General features: G+C 65.4%; 16 protein-coding genes. 7 read left to right on the forward strand and 9 right to left on the reverse strand.

What is annotated here, in order from left to right; translation table 11 throughout:
- Nucleotides 1-22: 22 nt before the first annotated feature.
- The 3 genes from AC1DKN_RS16905 to AC1DKN_RS16915 form a co-directional block, all read right to left on the reverse strand.
- On the reverse strand, nt 23-571 hold the full coding sequence (locus AC1DKN_RS16905) for a TOPRIM nucleotidyl transferase/hydrolase domain-containing protein (protein ID WP_476871969.1): 549 nt from the start codon (nt 569-571) through the stop codon (nt 23-25).
- 62 nt (nt 572-633) lie between these two features.
- Nucleotides 634-1,659: an NADPH:quinone reductase gene (locus tag AC1DKN_RS16910; protein WP_476871970.1), complete on the reverse strand. Its 1,026-nt coding sequence runs from the start codon at nt 1,657-1,659 to the stop codon at nt 634-636.
- A gap of 149 nt (nt 1,660-1,808) precedes the next feature.
- On the reverse strand, nt 1,809-2,621 hold the full coding sequence (locus AC1DKN_RS16915; RefSeq protein ID WP_476871971.1) for an MBL fold metallo-hydrolase: 813 nt from the start codon (nt 2,619-2,621) through the stop codon (nt 1,809-1,811).
- Nucleotides 2,622-3,237: 616 nt separating this feature from the next.
- Here AC1DKN_RS16915 and AC1DKN_RS16920 point away from each other — a divergent pair.
- Nucleotides 3,238-3,657, forward strand: coding sequence for a nuclear transport factor 2 family protein (locus tag AC1DKN_RS16920; RefSeq protein ID WP_476871972.1), 420 nt, complete (start codon nt 3,238-3,240; stop codon nt 3,655-3,657).
- A 28-nt stretch (nt 3,658-3,685) separates the two neighbouring features.
- Here AC1DKN_RS16920 and ligD read toward each other — a convergent pair whose 3' ends face one another.
- Nucleotides 3,686-4,930 carry a non-homologous end-joining DNA ligase gene (ligD, locus tag AC1DKN_RS16925; protein ID WP_476851147.1) on the reverse strand — a complete coding sequence of 415 codons (1,245 nt, stop codon included), beginning with the start codon at nt 4,928-4,930 and terminating at the stop codon, nt 3,686-3,688.
- A gap of 48 nt (nt 4,931-4,978) precedes the next feature.
- Here ligD and AC1DKN_RS16930 point away from each other — a divergent pair, with 48 nt between their 5' ends.
- Entirely contained in the window at nt 4,979-5,371 is a 393-nt protein-coding gene (locus tag AC1DKN_RS16930; RefSeq protein ID WP_230009733.1) for a VOC family protein, read from the forward strand.
- A gap of 31 nt (nt 5,372-5,402) precedes the next feature.
- Here the strand turns inward: AC1DKN_RS16930 and AC1DKN_RS16935 are convergent, their stop codons facing one another.
- The 3 genes from AC1DKN_RS16935 to AC1DKN_RS16945 all read right to left on the reverse strand — a co-directional run bounded on the left by AC1DKN_RS16935 (nt 5,403) and on the right by AC1DKN_RS16945 (nt 8,599).
- Nucleotides 5,403-5,864, reverse strand: a complete 462-nt coding sequence (locus AC1DKN_RS16935; protein ID WP_476858709.1) for a hypothetical protein — start codon at nt 5,862-5,864, stop codon at nt 5,403-5,405.
- 95 nt (nt 5,865-5,959) lie between these two features.
- Nucleotides 5,960-7,033 (reverse strand): LacI family DNA-binding transcriptional regulator, encoded by a 1,074-nt coding sequence (locus AC1DKN_RS16940; RefSeq protein ID WP_476871973.1) that lies wholly within the window; start codon nt 7,031-7,033, stop codon nt 5,960-5,962.
- A gap of 117 nt (nt 7,034-7,150) precedes the next feature.
- The gene (locus AC1DKN_RS16945; protein WP_476871974.1) at nt 7,151-8,599 is read right to left on the reverse strand and encodes a sugar porter family MFS transporter; all 1,449 of its coding nucleotides are present in this window, start codon (nt 8,597-8,599) and stop codon (nt 7,151-7,153) included.
- A gap of 355 nt (nt 8,600-8,954) precedes the next feature.
- Between AC1DKN_RS16945 and AC1DKN_RS16950 the strand changes: the two genes are divergently transcribed.
- Nucleotides 8,955-9,998 (forward strand): Gfo/Idh/MocA family protein, encoded by a 1,044-nt coding sequence (locus AC1DKN_RS16950; protein WP_476871975.1) that lies wholly within the window; start codon nt 8,955-8,957, stop codon nt 9,996-9,998.
- Between the two features lie 15 nt (nt 9,999-10,013).
- On the opposite strand, the gene AC1DKN_RS16955 is transcribed toward AC1DKN_RS16950, so the two are convergent.
- Nucleotides 10,014-10,598, reverse strand: coding sequence for an HhH-GPD-type base excision DNA repair protein (locus AC1DKN_RS16955; protein WP_230010261.1), 585 nt, complete (start codon nt 10,596-10,598; stop codon nt 10,014-10,016).
- A 104-nt stretch (nt 10,599-10,702) separates the two neighbouring features.
- Here AC1DKN_RS16955 and AC1DKN_RS16960 point away from each other — a divergent pair, with 104 nt between their 5' ends.
- Together AC1DKN_RS16960 and AC1DKN_RS16965 are read left to right on the forward strand one after the other, a co-directional pair.
- Complete coding sequence (locus AC1DKN_RS16960) at nt 10,703-12,166, forward strand: protein adenylyltransferase SelO (RefSeq protein WP_476871976.1); 1,464 nt, start codon at nt 10,703-10,705, stop codon at nt 12,164-12,166.
- A gap of 11 nt (nt 12,167-12,177) precedes the next feature.
- Nucleotides 12,178-12,501, forward strand: a complete 324-nt coding sequence (locus AC1DKN_RS16965) for a hypothetical protein (RefSeq protein ID WP_476851141.1) — start codon at nt 12,178-12,180, stop codon at nt 12,499-12,501.
- Between the two features lie 30 nt (nt 12,502-12,531).
- On the opposite strand, the gene AC1DKN_RS16970 is transcribed toward AC1DKN_RS16965, so the two are convergent.
- Nucleotides 12,532-12,870: a hypothetical protein gene (locus tag AC1DKN_RS16970; protein WP_476871977.1), complete on the reverse strand. Its 339-nt coding sequence runs from the start codon at nt 12,868-12,870 to the stop codon at nt 12,532-12,534.
- 123 nt (nt 12,871-12,993) lie between these two features.
- Between AC1DKN_RS16970 and AC1DKN_RS16975 the strand changes: the two genes are divergently transcribed.
- The gene (locus AC1DKN_RS16975; RefSeq protein ID WP_476871978.1) at nt 12,994-13,812 is read left to right on the forward strand and encodes a pyruvate, water dikinase regulatory protein; all 819 of its coding nucleotides are present in this window, start codon (nt 12,994-12,996) and stop codon (nt 13,810-13,812) included.
- A 151-nt stretch (nt 13,813-13,963) separates the two neighbouring features.
- Entirely contained in the window at nt 13,964-16,381 is a 2,418-nt protein-coding gene (gene ppsA / locus AC1DKN_RS16980; RefSeq protein ID WP_476851139.1) for a phosphoenolpyruvate synthase, read from the forward strand.
- The last annotated feature ends 100 nt before the right edge of the window (nt 16,382-16,481 follow it).

The following is a 16,481-nucleotide window of genomic DNA, read 5'->3' on the forward strand; positions in this document are numbered from 1 at the left end:
GACCATTTCTTGGACAGTAGGATCACAGCGGGAATGATGCAACTAGGCGGGCGAGCGGCGGAGGCGCCTGTCCGGCCGGCAAGGCGTCGACCAGCAGTGGCGCGTATCGGACCTTGTTGCCGCTGCGTCCACCGAAGAACCGGCGCAACTGCGCCGTTATTGGCCGCTCTCGCAGTGACGGCTGGCGTTGCAGGAGCCGGAACGACGCGAGCTCGCCTTGAGCGGCGATGACTTTGAGCACGGCATCGATCCCCAGGCAGCGGATGAGTTCGTCCTCCAGATCGGCGTGACAGACGTGGAACCCAAGCTCGGCCAGCGAACCGGGCCCGATACCTGCCCGGCCGAGCGCGCGGGCGATGCCACGGGATTCCCCTGCATCACACAGGCCCAACAACCAGTGGCCTGCGCCATTCGGTCCGTAGCGGTCGAGGAAGTGGACGATGCTGGTCGCGCCTCCCATCGGCACGACCGACACCCGCAAGGCTGCCAGGTCATGGCCACGGCGGAAGGCCAGCGCCTCAACCGCCAGCCGGTCACTCTCACCTTCGACCAGCACCGTCGTCGCCTGCATGGAACCAGTATGCCGAACGCATTGTCTGGTCGCGGGCTCCTCGCCGGACACGCAGAAGGTGGTCAGGCCGCGGACACGTCGACCAGGACCTTCCCGACGAAGCCTTGTTCTACGGCGTCGTGCGCTGCCGCGGTTTCCTCGAGTCGAAAGCGGGTGAGGGGCAGTCCGTGCTCATCGCCGACCCGCAATGCCCCCGCTTTCAGCGCATCGGCGACGGCGGCGACGGCCGCCGCCTTCTGCTGCTCCGTCACGGTGTACGTGAGGATGAACTGGAATTGGACGTTCTTGCCCATGCTCTCGCGAATGGGAATGGCCAAGGATTCACCGGGGTTGGCAGCATAAATGGAAATGGTTCCGCCCGGCTTCACCACCTTGAGGTCATTGCCGATGTTCGCCGGAGCATTGACGTCGACGATCGTGTCAACGCCTCCAGGGGCTGCCTCGTGCACGGCCTGTGGGACGTCGGCAGTGCGATAGTTGATCACACTGTGCGCGCCGGCCCGGCGGGCAAGTTCACCTTTCCGCTCCCCGCTCACGGTCGCGATGACGGTTGCCCCGGCCCAGCGGGCGAGCTGAATGGCCGCGTGCCCGACCGCACCCGCGCCACCGGTGACCAGCACCACCCGCCCTTCCAGGGCGCCCGGCGAAAGCCTGGCCGCGCCGTCCTGGCTGGAGGTCAGTGCACGATGTGCCGTCAGTGCCGGGATCCCCAGGGATGCGCCCGTGTCGAAAGACTCCATGTCTGGAAGGGCAACGGCCTGCGCGGCCGGCACCACCACGTACTCCTGGGCTGTGCCCTCAGTGCCGCCCCAGGCGACGTCCCAGAGCCAAACACGATCGCCGACGGACAGCCACGGCACGCCGGATCCCAGCTCGTCGATAACGCCGGCACCATCCTGGTTGGGCACTTTTGGTGCCTCCAGCCTGCTGCCGGTCCCGCCGGCGGCCCGGGACTTCCAGTCGGTGGGATTGACCCCGGAGACCACCACCCGGACTCTGACCTGGCCCGGTCCGGGTGCCGGCAGTGGCCTGTCCTGGAGGGTCATCACGGACGATGGCCCTGTCTTTTCGTACACGATGGCCTTCACTGTTACTCCGCTTCTTCGGATTCCATAGGGGGAACGGATGAGAGCGCCGTGAGAACCCGGGGGTCTCCTGTCGCCATGATGGCTCCGATACCTCTGACGTCTACTGCGGCGCTTGATCCCACGCTAACGCAAAAGGGGAACTGGACGGATCAGGTCAAATGGTCGAAGTCGCCGCGCGCCCAAGCAGCGTGCCGTTGGGCGGAATTGTGCAGAATCGCCTTGGCGCCGGACGCGATGACATTGTTGAAGTTGCCGTAGATCCGGTCGAAGTTGAGCTCTCCCAGCTGCGCGGCGATTCGCACCGCCACCGCGCCGGATAGCGGCACGTGGTTAGGGTAGCTGCGCATGAAGGCGATGGAGCGACGGTCTGGATTCGGATACACGCTGTCACCAGTCAGCAAAACTCCTTTGCCGCCGGCTCCTGCAGCCCAGTGCACGACCGCGCTGCCCGGGAAATGGCCCCCGGTCTGGTGCAGGGTCAACCCTTCGGCGATAGGTTGACTGCCGGACCAGTATTTAATGAGCGGATCATTGCGCCCCAGCCATCGCCGGTCTGCATCCGCCACAAGTACGGGGACACCGCCGAGCCGATGCGACCATTCGACCTGCACACCGAACATGTGTGGATGGCTGGCGGCGATCGCCAGGACCGGGCCCCGCTCGAGCACTGCCTTCGCAGCGCTGTCGTCGACATACCCGACCGGATCCCACAACAGCGAACCCTCGTGTGTCGCCACAAGCTGAGCGGTCTGGCCGATCCCGACTCTTGGCTCTGTCCGGATGCCGACAAGTCCCGGCTCGTTTTCCTTGAACACCGTCTGCTGGCCCTCCTGCGCCAGCCCGTCCAGTGTGAGCCACATTTGTCCATCCTCGGGTACATACTGCCGCTCGTCGGTGCAGATCGGGCAGACCCCCGGCGTAGGTTCGTCGCGTTCCACGGCGCAGGTTGCGCAGATCAGCATGGTGGGTCCCTTCTAAGGTCTTGTGTCCTGCTCCTCTTGCCCACCGTAAGCGTGCCCTGCGTCGTCGGGAAGCCTATGCCGCTGTCAACTTCTAACGCGAAGATCTGGCGTTCAGGCCCGGCGTGCACCCCGCCGCGCCTTTTGCCATGTTGGACGGCGGTGATGTGCGGCCGGCCGCGATGGCAGCCGCAAAATGGATCCCGCAACCCGGGTGTGCGTCGAATTGGGTGTCAGGAGCGTCGAGACATATTCAACGCACCGACGGGGACAGCAGGGCGGCTATGACGTTCACCGCGTACCAGCCCAATGCCCCAAGTGCACCCAGAACGGCAACGGAAACCACCCAAAATAGGGCCGAGAGTTTCGGCCTCGGCTTCTCATCCATAACAACCACCCCGCAATCAATTGGCATACCTCGGACCGAATCTTGCCTGAACCCCCTTGCGGAAAGCTTGGAATCGAGGCGAGGCCTCTAGCCCGCAGCTGCCCGGGGCAGAGGTAACCCCCAACCTTGCAGCCACCACGAGGCACGCTTAGGATGGCGGGGCCGGGACGGCCTGGACGGCGATAGACCTATCCTGCCGTTGACGGACAGTGAGCCCTTTGGAGGTCCGACGTGAGTGAGCTGGATGACTTCATGGCCTGGGTTGGGTCGCGCCTCAAGGACGCCGAGACCGCCCTGCATAACGGCGACGCCGCGCCGCGGTTCGCCATCTGGTCCCGAAGAGAGCCCGTTACCGTGCTTGGCGCGTGGATGTCCGGCAGCGGTTCCGAGGACGTGGGGCGCATCTTCCGTCAGCTGGAGGCATCCTTCTCGGATTGCACGTCATACACGCACGAGGTGATTGCTGCCGACGTGATCGGGGACATGGCCTACACCGTTGGGTACGAGCATACGAGCGCCTCGGTGAACGGAGAGCCGAGGGACTACACACTGCGCGTGACCCAAGTCTACCGACGCGAGGATGGCGAATGGAAGGTCGCCCACCGCCACGCAGACACCCTGGCGCAGCCGGACAAGCCTCAGGACGCCTGAGCCCGTCCTTGGTGTCAGGATCCGGCGGTCAGGATCCAGGGCGCCCCGGCCACTCTTTGCCGGCCCAGGGGTCGTAGTCGGCGATGAGTTCCTCCTGCGGCGGACGCTCCTTTTCCGGGACGTGCTGCAGGTTCACCCGGACCCGGTACCAGAGCGAACTCGATCCCCGCATTCCGTCGACGAGTACGTCTGCGGGGTGCAGGGCTGATAAGAGGTCCGTATGCCGGGTCTTCCATTCCTCGAGCGCCGCGAGCGCCTCGGGCTTGGTCTTGGTCCTTGCCACCTCGATGAGCGGCATTACCGATTGCCGGCGGCCCAAGCCGTCGCCGCCGCGCGGCGGCTTCTCGGCGGGGCCGAGCCCGGCAGCCAGACTGATGAGCCTGTCGAGTGTCCCTGCCGCGTCGTCGATCCCGGCGTGGGGGTCGCCCATCGCCGCGAAGCGCTCAAGCACCGTGGGCACCGTGAATTGTTCCGGCCGGGTGGAGGTAACCTCGTCCCACGTGAGTGGAGTCGAGACCCGGGCGTCGGGCAGGGGCCGGATCGAGTACGCCGATGCCACGGTGCGGTCCTTGGCGTTCTGGTTGAAGTCGACGAACACACTCTCGCCGCGCTCCTCCTTCCACCACCGTGCGGTGGCGAGGCCCGGAGCGCGGTTCTCGACCTCGCGGGCGAGGGTCTCTGCGGCGAGCCGCACGTCGCGGTACGACCACTGAGGCGCGATGCGCACGAGGATGTGAAGTCCCCGCGAACCGCTCGTCTTCGGCCACCCCACCAGTCCGACGTCGTCGAGCACCTCCCGCGCGACATAGGCGACGTCGACGATCTGCGCCCAGTCGACCCCCGGCATCGGGTCGAGGTCGACCCGGAGCTCGTCCGGGTGCTCGAGGTCCTCGGCACGCACGGGGTGCGGGTTGAGGTCCAGGCATCCGAGATTCACGACCCACGCCAAGCCTGCAGCATCCCGGATGACGGCCTCTTCGGCTGATGTTCCGGACGCGTAGTGCAGCGTTGCCGTGTCGATAAAGTCGGGGTGGTTTTCAGGCACGCGTTTCTGAAAGAACGGCTCAGCGCCGATCCCCTTCGGGAAGCGCTTGAGTACCATGGGCCGGCCGCCTGCGCCCCGCAGCGCACCGTCGGCGACGGCGAGGTAGTAGCGGACCAGGTCGAGCTTGGTCAGCCCGGGTTCGGGGAACACCACCTTGTCCGGACTCGAGATGCGAACCTCGTTGCCGGCTATGTTGAGGATCTCGGCGGGGGTCTTCGACGAGTTCATTCCGCCACGCTAGTTCCGGACGGCTGCGCTTGGGAATAGCATTCCGGCATGGACGCCAAGTTATTCGCCTATCTCAGCTACAGTGACGCACCCGCAGCCCTGGACTGGCTCCAGGCCGTGGGATTTGGCGTTATTCAGCGGCACGACGGACCCGCAGGGTCAGTGCTGCACGCCGAGATTTCCATGGGGGAGGCGGTGCTAATGGTGGCAAGTAGCGATGCCGCCTACCAGCGGCCGCCACTTATCGGCCAGTCAACCGGCCAGGGACTATATCTTCTGGTCGAAGACGTCGACGCCTTTCATCAGAAGGCCCTCGCCGCGGGCGGAACCTCAGTGATCGAGCCCGAAGCCACCCAATGGGGCGCCCGGCGCTGCCGGGTGCTCGATCCGCAAGGACAGGAATGGAGCGCCGGCACCTACCAGCCCGGAATAGTCTCGTGATGCGTCCTTGCCTGCCCCCGGGCAGGCGCTTTTAGGTGCCCTCCTGGGTGCCGGTGTCGAAGGGCTTGCCCGCGGCCGGCGGCTTTTCGCCAGGCGTACCTGTTCCGGCCTTGCGCAGCGGATCTACAGTACCTTCCGCGCCGTAGTCACCTTCGGTGTACTGGCCGATTTCCGACCCGGCCGTGCGTCCCGGAGCCGTGCCAGCGCCGCCGTAGTCGGCTGCTACGTAGCGCCCGGATTCCTTGGCTCGGTCTCCCAAGGGTTCGGGCAGGCCGCCCTCCCTGCCGGCCGCACCGTAGTCACCTTGGACGTATTGGCCTTCCTCGTCCTCGGCGTGCCGGCCTCTCTGCACGCCAGCCTTACCGTACGCTCCTTCGACGTACCGGCCCCGGAGCTCCTTATCTTCTGGTTTCACGTCCGCGGGCGCCTGGTCCGCGGGCAATTCGGAGTCGCTGCGGTCTGTCATGATCCTGCCCTCCAGAGACGAATCCATGCGTCTAATCCGGCGCAATTCAAGTCTAGTCAGGGCCACTGCACCACGACAGAGGGCAGCGGCCGCCGGCCGCCCGCCTTGGGTGGCCAAGAGTGTCAGGTGTGGGCGGCGGGAGCGGTGGTGCTTCGAACGACGAGGCGCGGGGCCAGCACTTCGGTACGTGGCTGCAGGGAGGGGTCGGCGATGCGGGCGAGGAGAAGCTCCGCGACGCGGATGCCTACGTCCCGGCTGACGGGGTCGACGGTGGTCAGGGAGACGTGGCGGATCCCGGCGAGATAGGTGTTGTCGTATCCGACCAGTGAGAGTTGTCCCGGCACGCTGATGCCGCGCTCGTCGGCGGCCGAGAGCGCACCGACGGCGAGGATGTCGTTGGCGGCAAAGACCGCTGAGGGGGGCTGGCCGCCGTCGATAAGGCGGCTCATTGCCTCAAAGCCGGAATGCTCGCTCAAGTCCGTTGGTATCACTCGGATGTAGTTCTGCAAGCCGTGGCGGGTCATGGTGTCCCGGTAGGCGTCGGCCCGCACGGTAGCAGAGCCGGTGGGAGCGGTGAGGAAGGCAATGTCGCTGTGGCCGAGACCAATCAGGTGCTCGACGGCCATCCGGGCGCCGGCGGCGTCGTCGTTGGTGACGCGGTCCGCTGCCGGGAGGTCGAAGGCGCGGGTGCCGGCGACGACGGCTGGCGTGAGCAGTGTGGCGCGGGTGAGGTCATCATCGGCGTTGAAGTCTCCGGCGATGACGAGGCCGTCGACGCGCAATTCCATGAAGGCGGACACCGGGCTTTCCCCTGGGCGGGCCAAATAGCGTGGATCGCCGAGGACCATCCGGAGGTTCTGCTCCCGGAAGATGTTCTGCATGCCGTCGAGCAGCTCCACGAACCAGGGATTGGAGAGGTCGTCCAGCAGCACTCCTACTGTTTGCGTCCGTCCGCTGGCGAGCGAGCGGGCCGCATTGCTGGGCCGGTAGTCGAGTGCGGCTATGGCGATGGCAACAGCTTCCCTCTTTTGTTCACTCACCTTTGGTGAACCCCTCAGCACCAGGGATACGAGTGCGCGAGATACGCCGGCTTCGCGCGCCACATCCTCAATGGTGGCGCGTTTGGCCGCTCCATGCTGGTTCAGTTCGTTCCTGGACAAATGGCCTCCTGCCGGCAAGCGTATCGCGGGAAACACAGCGGTTCCGGCCTCCGCCCCATGGGCAACCGCGCCGGTTCCACTGCTGCCTGACGCCGGCCGCCTGTCTGTCCCGTGGGGGAGGCCCTGGCGGCAATGGCTGCGGACGTTCGATTCTCAGAGAGACACCGCCTTCTCGCCCGGTACCGTGGGGGGCACGATGATTGGTATGCCTCCGGTGCGGAAATGCACCTCCAGCTCTTCCAGCGACTGTCCCTTTGTCTCCGGGACGAATTTCGCCACGAAGATCAGGGAAACAATGTTCACCAGCACGAACAGGGTGAACGTGCCGGTTGAGCCCAGGGCCACGACGAGGATCGGGAACAGGAAGGAGATTGCCGCGTTCACGGTCCAGAGGGCGAACACCGCAATGCCCATCGCGAAGCCACGGATGGCCAACGGGAAGATCTCGGAGAGCAATAGCCATACGCACGTGCCGATGAAGCACTGCACGAAGGCCACGAACAGCATCATGGCCGCCAGAATGGTGTAACTGACGAGGTCCGACTGGGGAAGCGTGAAGACGACTGCGAGGAGTGCCTGCGAAGCCACGACCCCGGAGAAGCCAATGACCAGCATGCGGCGGCGCCCGACGAAGCCCAGCAGCCAGATGCCCAGGACGGTCATCAGCACCGACGTCACACCGACGGCGATGGTCGCCACGAGCGATGCGCTCACGCCGAGGCCGCTGCGCTCGAGGATGGTGGGGGCGTAGTAGTTCACGGTATTGATGCCCGTTGCCTGCTGGGCTGCGGCGAGCCCAATGCCGACCCAGAGGAGCCGGCGCATCCATGGATTGTTCTTCAGATCGCGCCAGGCGCTGGAGCGCTCGTTCCGGGCGGTATTCGCGGACTCAACGATTTCTTTGTACTCGAAATCGGCTTCCTCAGGGCTGCGGCTGAGGTTGAGGATGCGGCGGCTGTCGTCGAGCCTGTCGCGGATAGCGAACCAGCGCGGCGATTCGGGCAGGGCGAGCATGCCGATCAGGAGTGCGATGGCGGGGATGGAGGCAATGCCAAGCATGATGCGCCAGACTTCGGCGTCGTGGATGACGGCGTCGAGGAGTGCGTTGATGGCAAAAGCGAGCATCTGGCCGGTCACGATCATCAGTTCGTTGATGGTGACCATGCGTCCGCGCAGGTGTGCAGGCGCCATTTCCGCAAGGTAGAGGGGGCACGTTACGGCGGCGGCGCCGACGCCAAGACCGAGGATGACGCGGGCAACGACCATGAACCCGACGGTCGGTGCGATGGCGCAGCCTATCGCGCCGAGGAGGAAGAGCAGCGCACAGACGAGCAGCGTGCCGCGCCGCCCAAGCTTATCGGCGAGCCTGCCGCCGCTCAGTGCGCCCACCGCGGCACCAGGAAAGAGCAGTGCGCTGACGACGGTGGCCTCTTCGACCGGGCTCATGCTCAGGGAGTCCTGCATGTAGAGCAACGCACCGGAGATCACGCCGGTGTCGTAGCCGAACAGGAGTCCGCCGAGTGTGGAGATGACAGTGAGACGGGCGAGGTACCCGCGGTGTTTTGAGCCCGATGCGGGCGAGCTTGCTGTGTGCAACGACATTGTTGACTTCCTCGATTCGGCCGACCTGGAGGGCGGACTTTGAATTGGGAGCGTTCCCGGGAGTGTGCTGGATCACACACCTTCAACGTTAGAGCGCTCTAACAAGACAGTCAAGAGTTTGTCTTGACATACGCTCAAAGTATCGACGCGCATCCTGGAGACGGGCGGTCAGGGGCAAGCCCGCGGGCGGGGCGGCGAGGAGGATGCCGGAAGACTAGTGGGTGGCGCCGGGGTGGAGTGGCTATTTCTTCAGGGCTTTTTTAGGATGAAACGGCTTGTTACTATGTCAGGACAAATTCAGGGAAAGGGCTATGAGTCTCATGCGAATCGATGTCAACACCAGCGCGGCCGGCACATGACCGGGAACTCCTCACTCCCGGTGTCCCGGGTCCCGGATTCCCGAGGCGCACCACCGCTCCGCTGGGGCATTATGGGTCCCGGCTGGATCGCGGAACGCTTTACGGAATCCGTCCACGCGCACACCTCGCAGATTATCGCCGCAATCGGGTCCCGCTCGCTGGACCGTTCCGAAGCCTTTGCTGGACGGCACGGCATCCCCGCTGCCTTCGGCAGCTATGAGGAGCTGGCGGCCGCCGACGTCGACATCGTCTACGTGGCCACGCCGCACAACTTCCACTACGAGGCCGCCCTCATGGCGCTCGACGCCGGCAAGCACGTTCTGGTCGAAAAGCCGATAGGCATCAACCGCGCGCAGGCGGCCGGCATCGCCAGCCGGGCCGCCGACGCCGGCCTGTTCGCCGCCGAAGCCATGTGGACATTTTTCCTGCCCAAGTTCGACGTCATCCGGCAAGTGCTCGACTCCGGAATGCTCGGGGTCCTTACTACGGTCTTCGCCGAATACGGTGAGCACTTTGACCCCAGCCACCGGATCTTCGACCCGGCTCTGGCGGGCGGCCCGTTGCTGGACCTGGGGACCTATCCGCTCTCGCTCATCACGTCCGTCCTGGGCGAACCGGACCGCCTGCTGGCACTCGGTGAACCGCACGAATCCGGAGTCAATGCCCAGCTTTCGGCCGTCATGTCCTTTGCCGGCGGACGCCAGGCCATGATGAACACCCAATTGCACAACTTCACGCCGACGTCCGCCACCATTGTGGGCACCGAGGCTTCACTGTCAATTGACGGGCCCTTCAACATGCCAGGCAACTTCAGCGTCCACTTCCCGGACGGTACCCGGCTGGCCTACGAGGAGCCGGCCGGAGCACACTTCGAAGGCCTGCACTTCGAGGCTGCCGCCGTCGCCCGCGCCATTGCGGCAGGGCAGCTGGAGGTTCCGCAGCGGCCGCTCGCCGAATCCATCCGGACCATGGCCGTCGCCGACGCCATCAGGAACCAGCTCGGAATCGTGATCCCCGGCGAAGCCGTTGGAAGCCTCTGATCCAGGCCCTCCGTATCAGCGCTCGGATGCCTTCGCGGCTTTGATGGCGGCCTTGGCAGCCTGCTTGCTGGCGCGCACTCTTTTCAGCGACTCGGGGTCCACGATGTCGGCGACAGAAAGAAATGCGTTCTCCTGGCCATAGGGGCCGGCGGCCTCACGCCAGCCTGGCGCCTGCAGGCCGCACTGCTTGCCGAGCAGTGCAAGGAAGATCCTGGCCTTTTGCTCTCCGAAGCCGGGCAAGCCCTTCAACCTGCGCAGCACTTCCTCACCGTCCGGGTCGTCCTGGTTCCAGATGGCAGTTGCGTCCCCATTCCAATCGCCTTGGACGGTCGCAGCGAGGTCCTGGACGCGGCCGGCCATGGAGCTGGGGAAGCGGTGGATGGATGGACGCTCCTTGAAGATCTCAACGAAGCCGGCCGGGTCGTATTCGGCGATTGCGGCAGGGGTCATGGACCCGATGCGCGTCCGGATCTTTTCGGGTCCGGCAAACGCAGACTCCATGGTCACCTGCTGGTCAAGCAGCATGCCAACGAGGAGTGCGAACGCGTCATTGCTGAGCAGTTGGTCGGCGGCGGCGTCGCCCGTGATGTGCAGTTCCATGCGCCCATCCTGCCACCAGCTCCGTGCCACGTCATGGCACCGGCCCGAATCTGCTCCGCCGCGACCAGCGGCATTGCTGCCGCTGTGGCCGGTATCCTTGAAAGATGAGTGGCACAGCGCATTCAACCGTCACATTTGATGGCCGCTTCGCCCGGGAGTTCCAGGAGATGGCCATTCCTTGGCGCGCGGAGGAGGCGCCCGAGCCGCACCTTCTGGTGCTCAACGAGCACCTCGGCGCTGAGCTGGGCCTCGATCCGGCCTTCCTCCGGAGTCCGGAGGGTCTGCGTCTGTTGACCGGCAACGCCGTCCCCGCCCATGCCAGTCCGGTGGCGCAGGCCTACGCCGGCCACCAGTTTGGCTGGTACGCGCCCCGCCTCGGCGACGGGCGCGCACTCCTGCTGGGCGAGATCGGGCACGCGGACGGGCAGCTCCGCGACGTCCACCTCAAGGGATCAGGACGCACGCCGTTTGCCCGCAACGGGGACGGCCAGGCGGTGGTCGGTCCCATGCTGCGCGAATACATCGTGAGCGAGTCGATGCACGCGCTGCACATCCCCACGACCCGGTCCCTCGCCGTCGTCGCGACGGGACGTTCGGTGCAGCGCGAGACGCTCCTGCCCGGCGCCATTCTGACCCGGATAGCCAGCAGCCACCTGCGCGTGGGCAGCTTCCAGTACGCCCGGTCCACGGGCGACATCGGCCTCCTTCGCCGCCTCGCCGACTACGCCTTGACCCGTCACCACCCCGACGCCGCGGAAGCCGGGAACCGATATCTCGCACTCTTCCAAGGGGTCATATCCGCCCAGGCTTCGCTGGTGGCCCAGTGGATGCTCGTCGGATTCGTTCACGGGGTCATGAACACCGACAACATGACGATTTCGGGCGAAACGATCGACTACGGGCCGTGTGCCTTCATGGAAGGCTTCGACCCGGCCGCCGTCTACAGTTCGATCGACGAGAGCGGGCGCTACGCCTACCGCAACCAGCCGGTGGTGGCGGAGTGGAATCTTGCCCGGCTCGCGGAGTCGCTTCTGCCCCTGCTCCACGACGACGAGGAGCAGGCGGTCGAGCTCGCGGTGGGAGCACTCGGCGAGTTCCGCCGGCAGTACAGTGACGCCTGGTCGGCAGGCATGAAGGCCAAGCTGGGGTTCCGTGACGGGCTCGACGACGACTTGGCCTCGCCTCTCGTGGACGAACTTGTGGCTTTAATGCAGGTGTCACGGGCCGACTTCACCTCGTTTTTCCGGCACCTCGGCAATGCCGCCCGCGGCCGTGCCGAAGCCGCGCGGGGCCAGGTCCAGGACACGACAGCTTTCGATGCCTGGGTGGGGCGATGGCGCGCCTTGGCGCCGGATGCTGACGCCATGGACCGGGTCAACCCGGTCTACATCCCGCGGAACCACCTGGTGGAGGAGGCCCTGGCGGCCGCTACCATCGGAAACCTGGATCCGCTGGCACGGCTGCTGGACGCAGTCGCCTCACCTTTCGACGAGCGGTCCGGCCTCGAGCGCTACGCCGCTGCCGCCCCGGAAAGCTTTGGCCCGTACCGGACCTTCTGCGGAACCTGAGGGAGCTGATCATGGATACCGAATTCGCCGAGGTCATCGATCATGACGTCACCACCATCACCTGCGTTTGCGGTAATACCGTAAGCAGCGAGGGATTGATTCAGGCCAACTCACAGGGCATGCCCGTTCACATTGGCGGAAACGTTCCCGTGCCCGCGGGGCTGGCTACCTGGCCTGAGGACGAGGATCTCTACACCCTGTGCTCCTCTTGCGGCCGCGTTTACCATGACGCTGTCATCGAAGAGACTGGGACCGCGCCCGTTGCTTTCCGGATTGATGTCACCGCTGGACCGGTTGCCGAAGCGATCCGTGTCCACTGGGACCTCAACACGTAGCACTGTGACCGTGTCAGGGATCAGTGAGCCCTACACGGTGTCCGGCCGCTGATCTCCCTTGTGGCTCCGCAGATTCTCCTGCACCTTGCCGAACAAATCCTTGATGGTCGTCTCCGTATTGGTGAGCATGTCCGGCTGGACGTAGACCTGTTGGGCGGGAGGCAGGCTGTAATGGGACGCCAGGCCACCCGCACCGTCCACCCCTGCCAGCGCGATGTTCACACCACCCTCCTTGCGCGCAATGGCGCCAATCCGGCCGAAGACCACGGTAAATTCGTCCGGCTGGAAGCTCACGGTCAGTCCGACATGTGTCCGGTTAAGGTCACTTGCCGTGACGGCCTTCTCGTTCCCGGTCCCTGCATAGTTCATGTCGATCTCCCGGATAGCTGGTGGCGTTGTAAGCGAGCAGTCTACGTCCGGGACCGGAGGCGGGGTAGGGACCCGCCGGCTGCCCGATACCGGATCGGTCCCGGCGTGGGGGAGAATGCGTTCATGACCAAAGACGATCTTCGGCCTGTCTACTTCCTTTCGGACAGCACCGGCATCACCGCGGAAACGCTCGGCAACACTTTGCTGACGCAGTTCCCCGCGAACCACTTTGACCGCATCACGGTCCCCTTCATCACCACGGTCGAACAGGCCAGGACGGTGGTCGGCACTATCGACAAACTGGCCGCCACGGGCCTGCAGCCGATCGTCTTTTCCACCGCGGTAAGCAGCGATATCCGCCAGGTCCTGGGTACGTGCCAGGGAATCATCGTGGATCTCATCGGGACACATGTCGGACAGCTGGAGCGGGCCCTGGGTTCGCCGGCCAGCGGCGAACCCGGCAGGGCCCATGGCCTGGGCAATGCGGAGCGGTATCAATCCCGGATGGCCGCCGTCGAATACGCCATGGAACACGACGACGGCCAAAGCCTGCGGGCGCTCGAAAAGGCCCAAGTCATCCTGGTGGCGCCGTCCCGCTGCGGAAAAACGCCCACCACCATGTACTTGGCCCTGCAGCACGGCATTTTCGCCGCCAACTTCCCGCTGGTGGACGAAGACTTTGAACGGGAAGGGCTCCCCAAGCCGCTGAGGCCTTTCGTTGAGAAGTGTTTCGGGCTCTCCTCCAACCCCCTGCGCCTGAGCCAGATCCGCACCGAACGGCGCCGGGGCTCACCCTACGCGTCGCTGCGGCAGTGCGGCTTCGAGCTGCGCAGCGCCGAGCAGCTGTACGTCTCCCATAGGATTCCGTACCTGAATTCGGCCACGGTGTCCGTCGAGGAAATGGCGGCAACCATCCTGCAGCGGATGAACCTCAAGCATTAGGGAAAAGTTTCACAAACTTAGTGTGGCGCACGTCATGTGGAAAGTGCGCTGGAGACCTGTCACTGTGGACAGGACTTGCGCCCATCAACCGGCCATCGCCGCAAGCGGGGCGGCGCACTTGCATGCCATCATCTGCAAAGGAGCAGTAACTATGACGACAGACATCCTGTGGTTCTCAGAACTCGGACTCAAGGACCTGGACCGGGTGGGCGGAAAGAACGCCTCCCTCGGTGAGATGGTGCAGAACCTGACCTCCGCCGGCGTCCAGGTTCCCGACGGCTTCGCCACCACCGCGGATGCCTACCGCAACTTCCTGGCGGATTCGGGCCTCGACCAGAAGATCGCCGACCGGCTGGTCGGCCTGGACACCGATGACGTCACCGCCCTGGCAGCCGCCGGGCAGGAGATCCGGGCCCTCATGCGCGAGACGCCCTTCCTGCCTGACTTCGAAGCGCAGATCCGGAACTCCTACCAGCAGCTGGTGGACAAGCACGGCGGCTCTGAGGACCTGTCCTGGGCCGTCCGCTCCAGCGCCACGGCGGAAGACCTCCCCGATGCCTCCTTCGCCGGGCAGCAGGAAACCTTCCTGAACGTCCGCGGCATCGAGAACATCCTGCTCGCCATCAAGGACGTGTTCGCGTCCCTCTACAACGACCGGGCGATCGCCTACCGGGTGCACCACAAGTTCGAGCACGCCGAGGTGGCGCTCTCGGCCGGCATCCAGCGCATGGTGCGCTCCGACGTCGGCGCCTCCGGCGTCATGTTCACCATGGACACAGAGTCCGGGTTCCAGGACGCCGTGTTCGTCACGTCCTCCTACGGCCTCGGCGAGGCTGTCGTCCAGGGCGCCGTCAACCCCGACGAGTTCTACGTCTACAAGCCCGCGCTGCAGGCCGGCCGGCCCGCAATCCTCAAGCGCGGACTGGGCGAGAAGGCCCTGCAGATGACCTACACGAGCAGCCGCGAAATCGGCCGCACCATCGACTTCGTGCCGGTCGAGGCGTCCCTGCGGAACCGCTTCAGCCTCACTGACGACGACGTCGAGCAGCTCGCCCGGCACGCCGTCGCCATCGAGAACCACTATGGCCGCCCCATGGACATCGAATGGGGCAAGGACGGGATCGACGGCGGCCTGTACATCCTGCAGGCGCGCCCGGAGACCGTGCAGTCCCGCCGGGCCTCCGGCAGCCTGAGCCGGTTCCGGCTCAACGGGACCGGCCGGGTGCTGGTCGAGGGCCGCGCCATTGGCCAGCGCATCGGCGCGGGCAGCGTCCGCATCCTCACCGCGATCGACCAGATGGCCGCCTTCAAAACCGGTGATGTCCTCGTCGCCGACATGACCGACCCGGACTGGGAACCGATCATGAAGCGTGCCTCCGCCATCGTGACCAACCGCGGCGGGCGCACGTGCCACGCGGCCATCATTGCCCGGGAACTGGGGATTCCCGCCGTCGTCGGCACCGGGGACGCCACCGATGCCCTCTCCGACGGCCTCGACGTGACCGTGTCCTGCGCCGACGGTGAAACCGGCGTGATCTACGAAGGGCTCCTGGACTTCAGCGTCGAGGAAACCGAGATCACCCAGCTGCCCGAGGCCCCCGTCAAGGTCATGATGAACGTCGGCACCCCGGAGCAGGCTTTCACGTTCGCGCAACTGCCCAACCACGGAGTGGGCCTGGCCCGGCTCGAATTCATCATCAACCGCCAGATCGGCATCCACCCCAAGGCACTGCTGAACCTCGACGAGCAGCCGGCGGACGTCGCCACGGAAATCCGTGAGCGCATCGCCGCGTACGAGAGCCCGCGCGACTACTACATCAAGCGCCTGGCCGAGGGCGTGTCCACCATCGCGGCGGCCTTCGCGCCGGAACCCGTGATTGTGCGCATGTCCGACTTCAAGTCCAACGAGTACGCCAACCTGATCGGCGGGCCCGCCTACGAGCCGCACGAAGAGAACCCGATGATCGGCTTCCGCGGCGCCTCACGGTACCTCGAGCCGTCCTTCCGGGACTGCTTCGACCTCGAGTGTGAGGCCCTGTCCTTTGTCCGCAACGAGATGGGCCTGACCAACGTCAAGCTGATGATCCCGTTCGTACGGACCCTGGACGAGGCCCGCGGCGTTATCGAACTGCTGGGGGAGAACGGCCTCACCCGCGGCGAGAACGGCCTCGAGGTGATCATGATGTGCGAGATCCCATCCAACGCGCTGCTCGCCGATGAGTTCCTGGACTACTTTGACGGGTTCTCCATCGGCTCCAACGACATGACCCAGCTGGCCCTGGGCCTGGACCGCGACTCCGCGATTGTCTCGGGCGGCTTCGATGAACGCGATCCGGCCGTCAAAAAGCTCCTGAGCATGGCCATCGCGGCCTGCAAGGCGCGCGGCAAATATGTCGGCATCTGCGGCCAGGGTCCGAGCGACCACGCGGACTTCGCCGAGTGGCTGGTCGAGGAAGGCATCGATTCGGTCTCCTTGAACCCCGACACCGTGGTGGACACCTGGCTGCGCCTTGCCGGCGCCACAGCCGGCCCGGCCGTCGAGGCAGGCGTCGGCGCCGGGGCGAACTGACAGCCGCGGTGTCCAAGTAAAGACAGGCCGGACACCCGCCGGGCAGCACGGACTGAGAATTCCAGACCGTGCTGCCTGGGCGGCCGTTCAGGCGTTGGAA

It is taken from the genome of Arthrobacter sp. 01N444, from assembly GCF_056399305.1.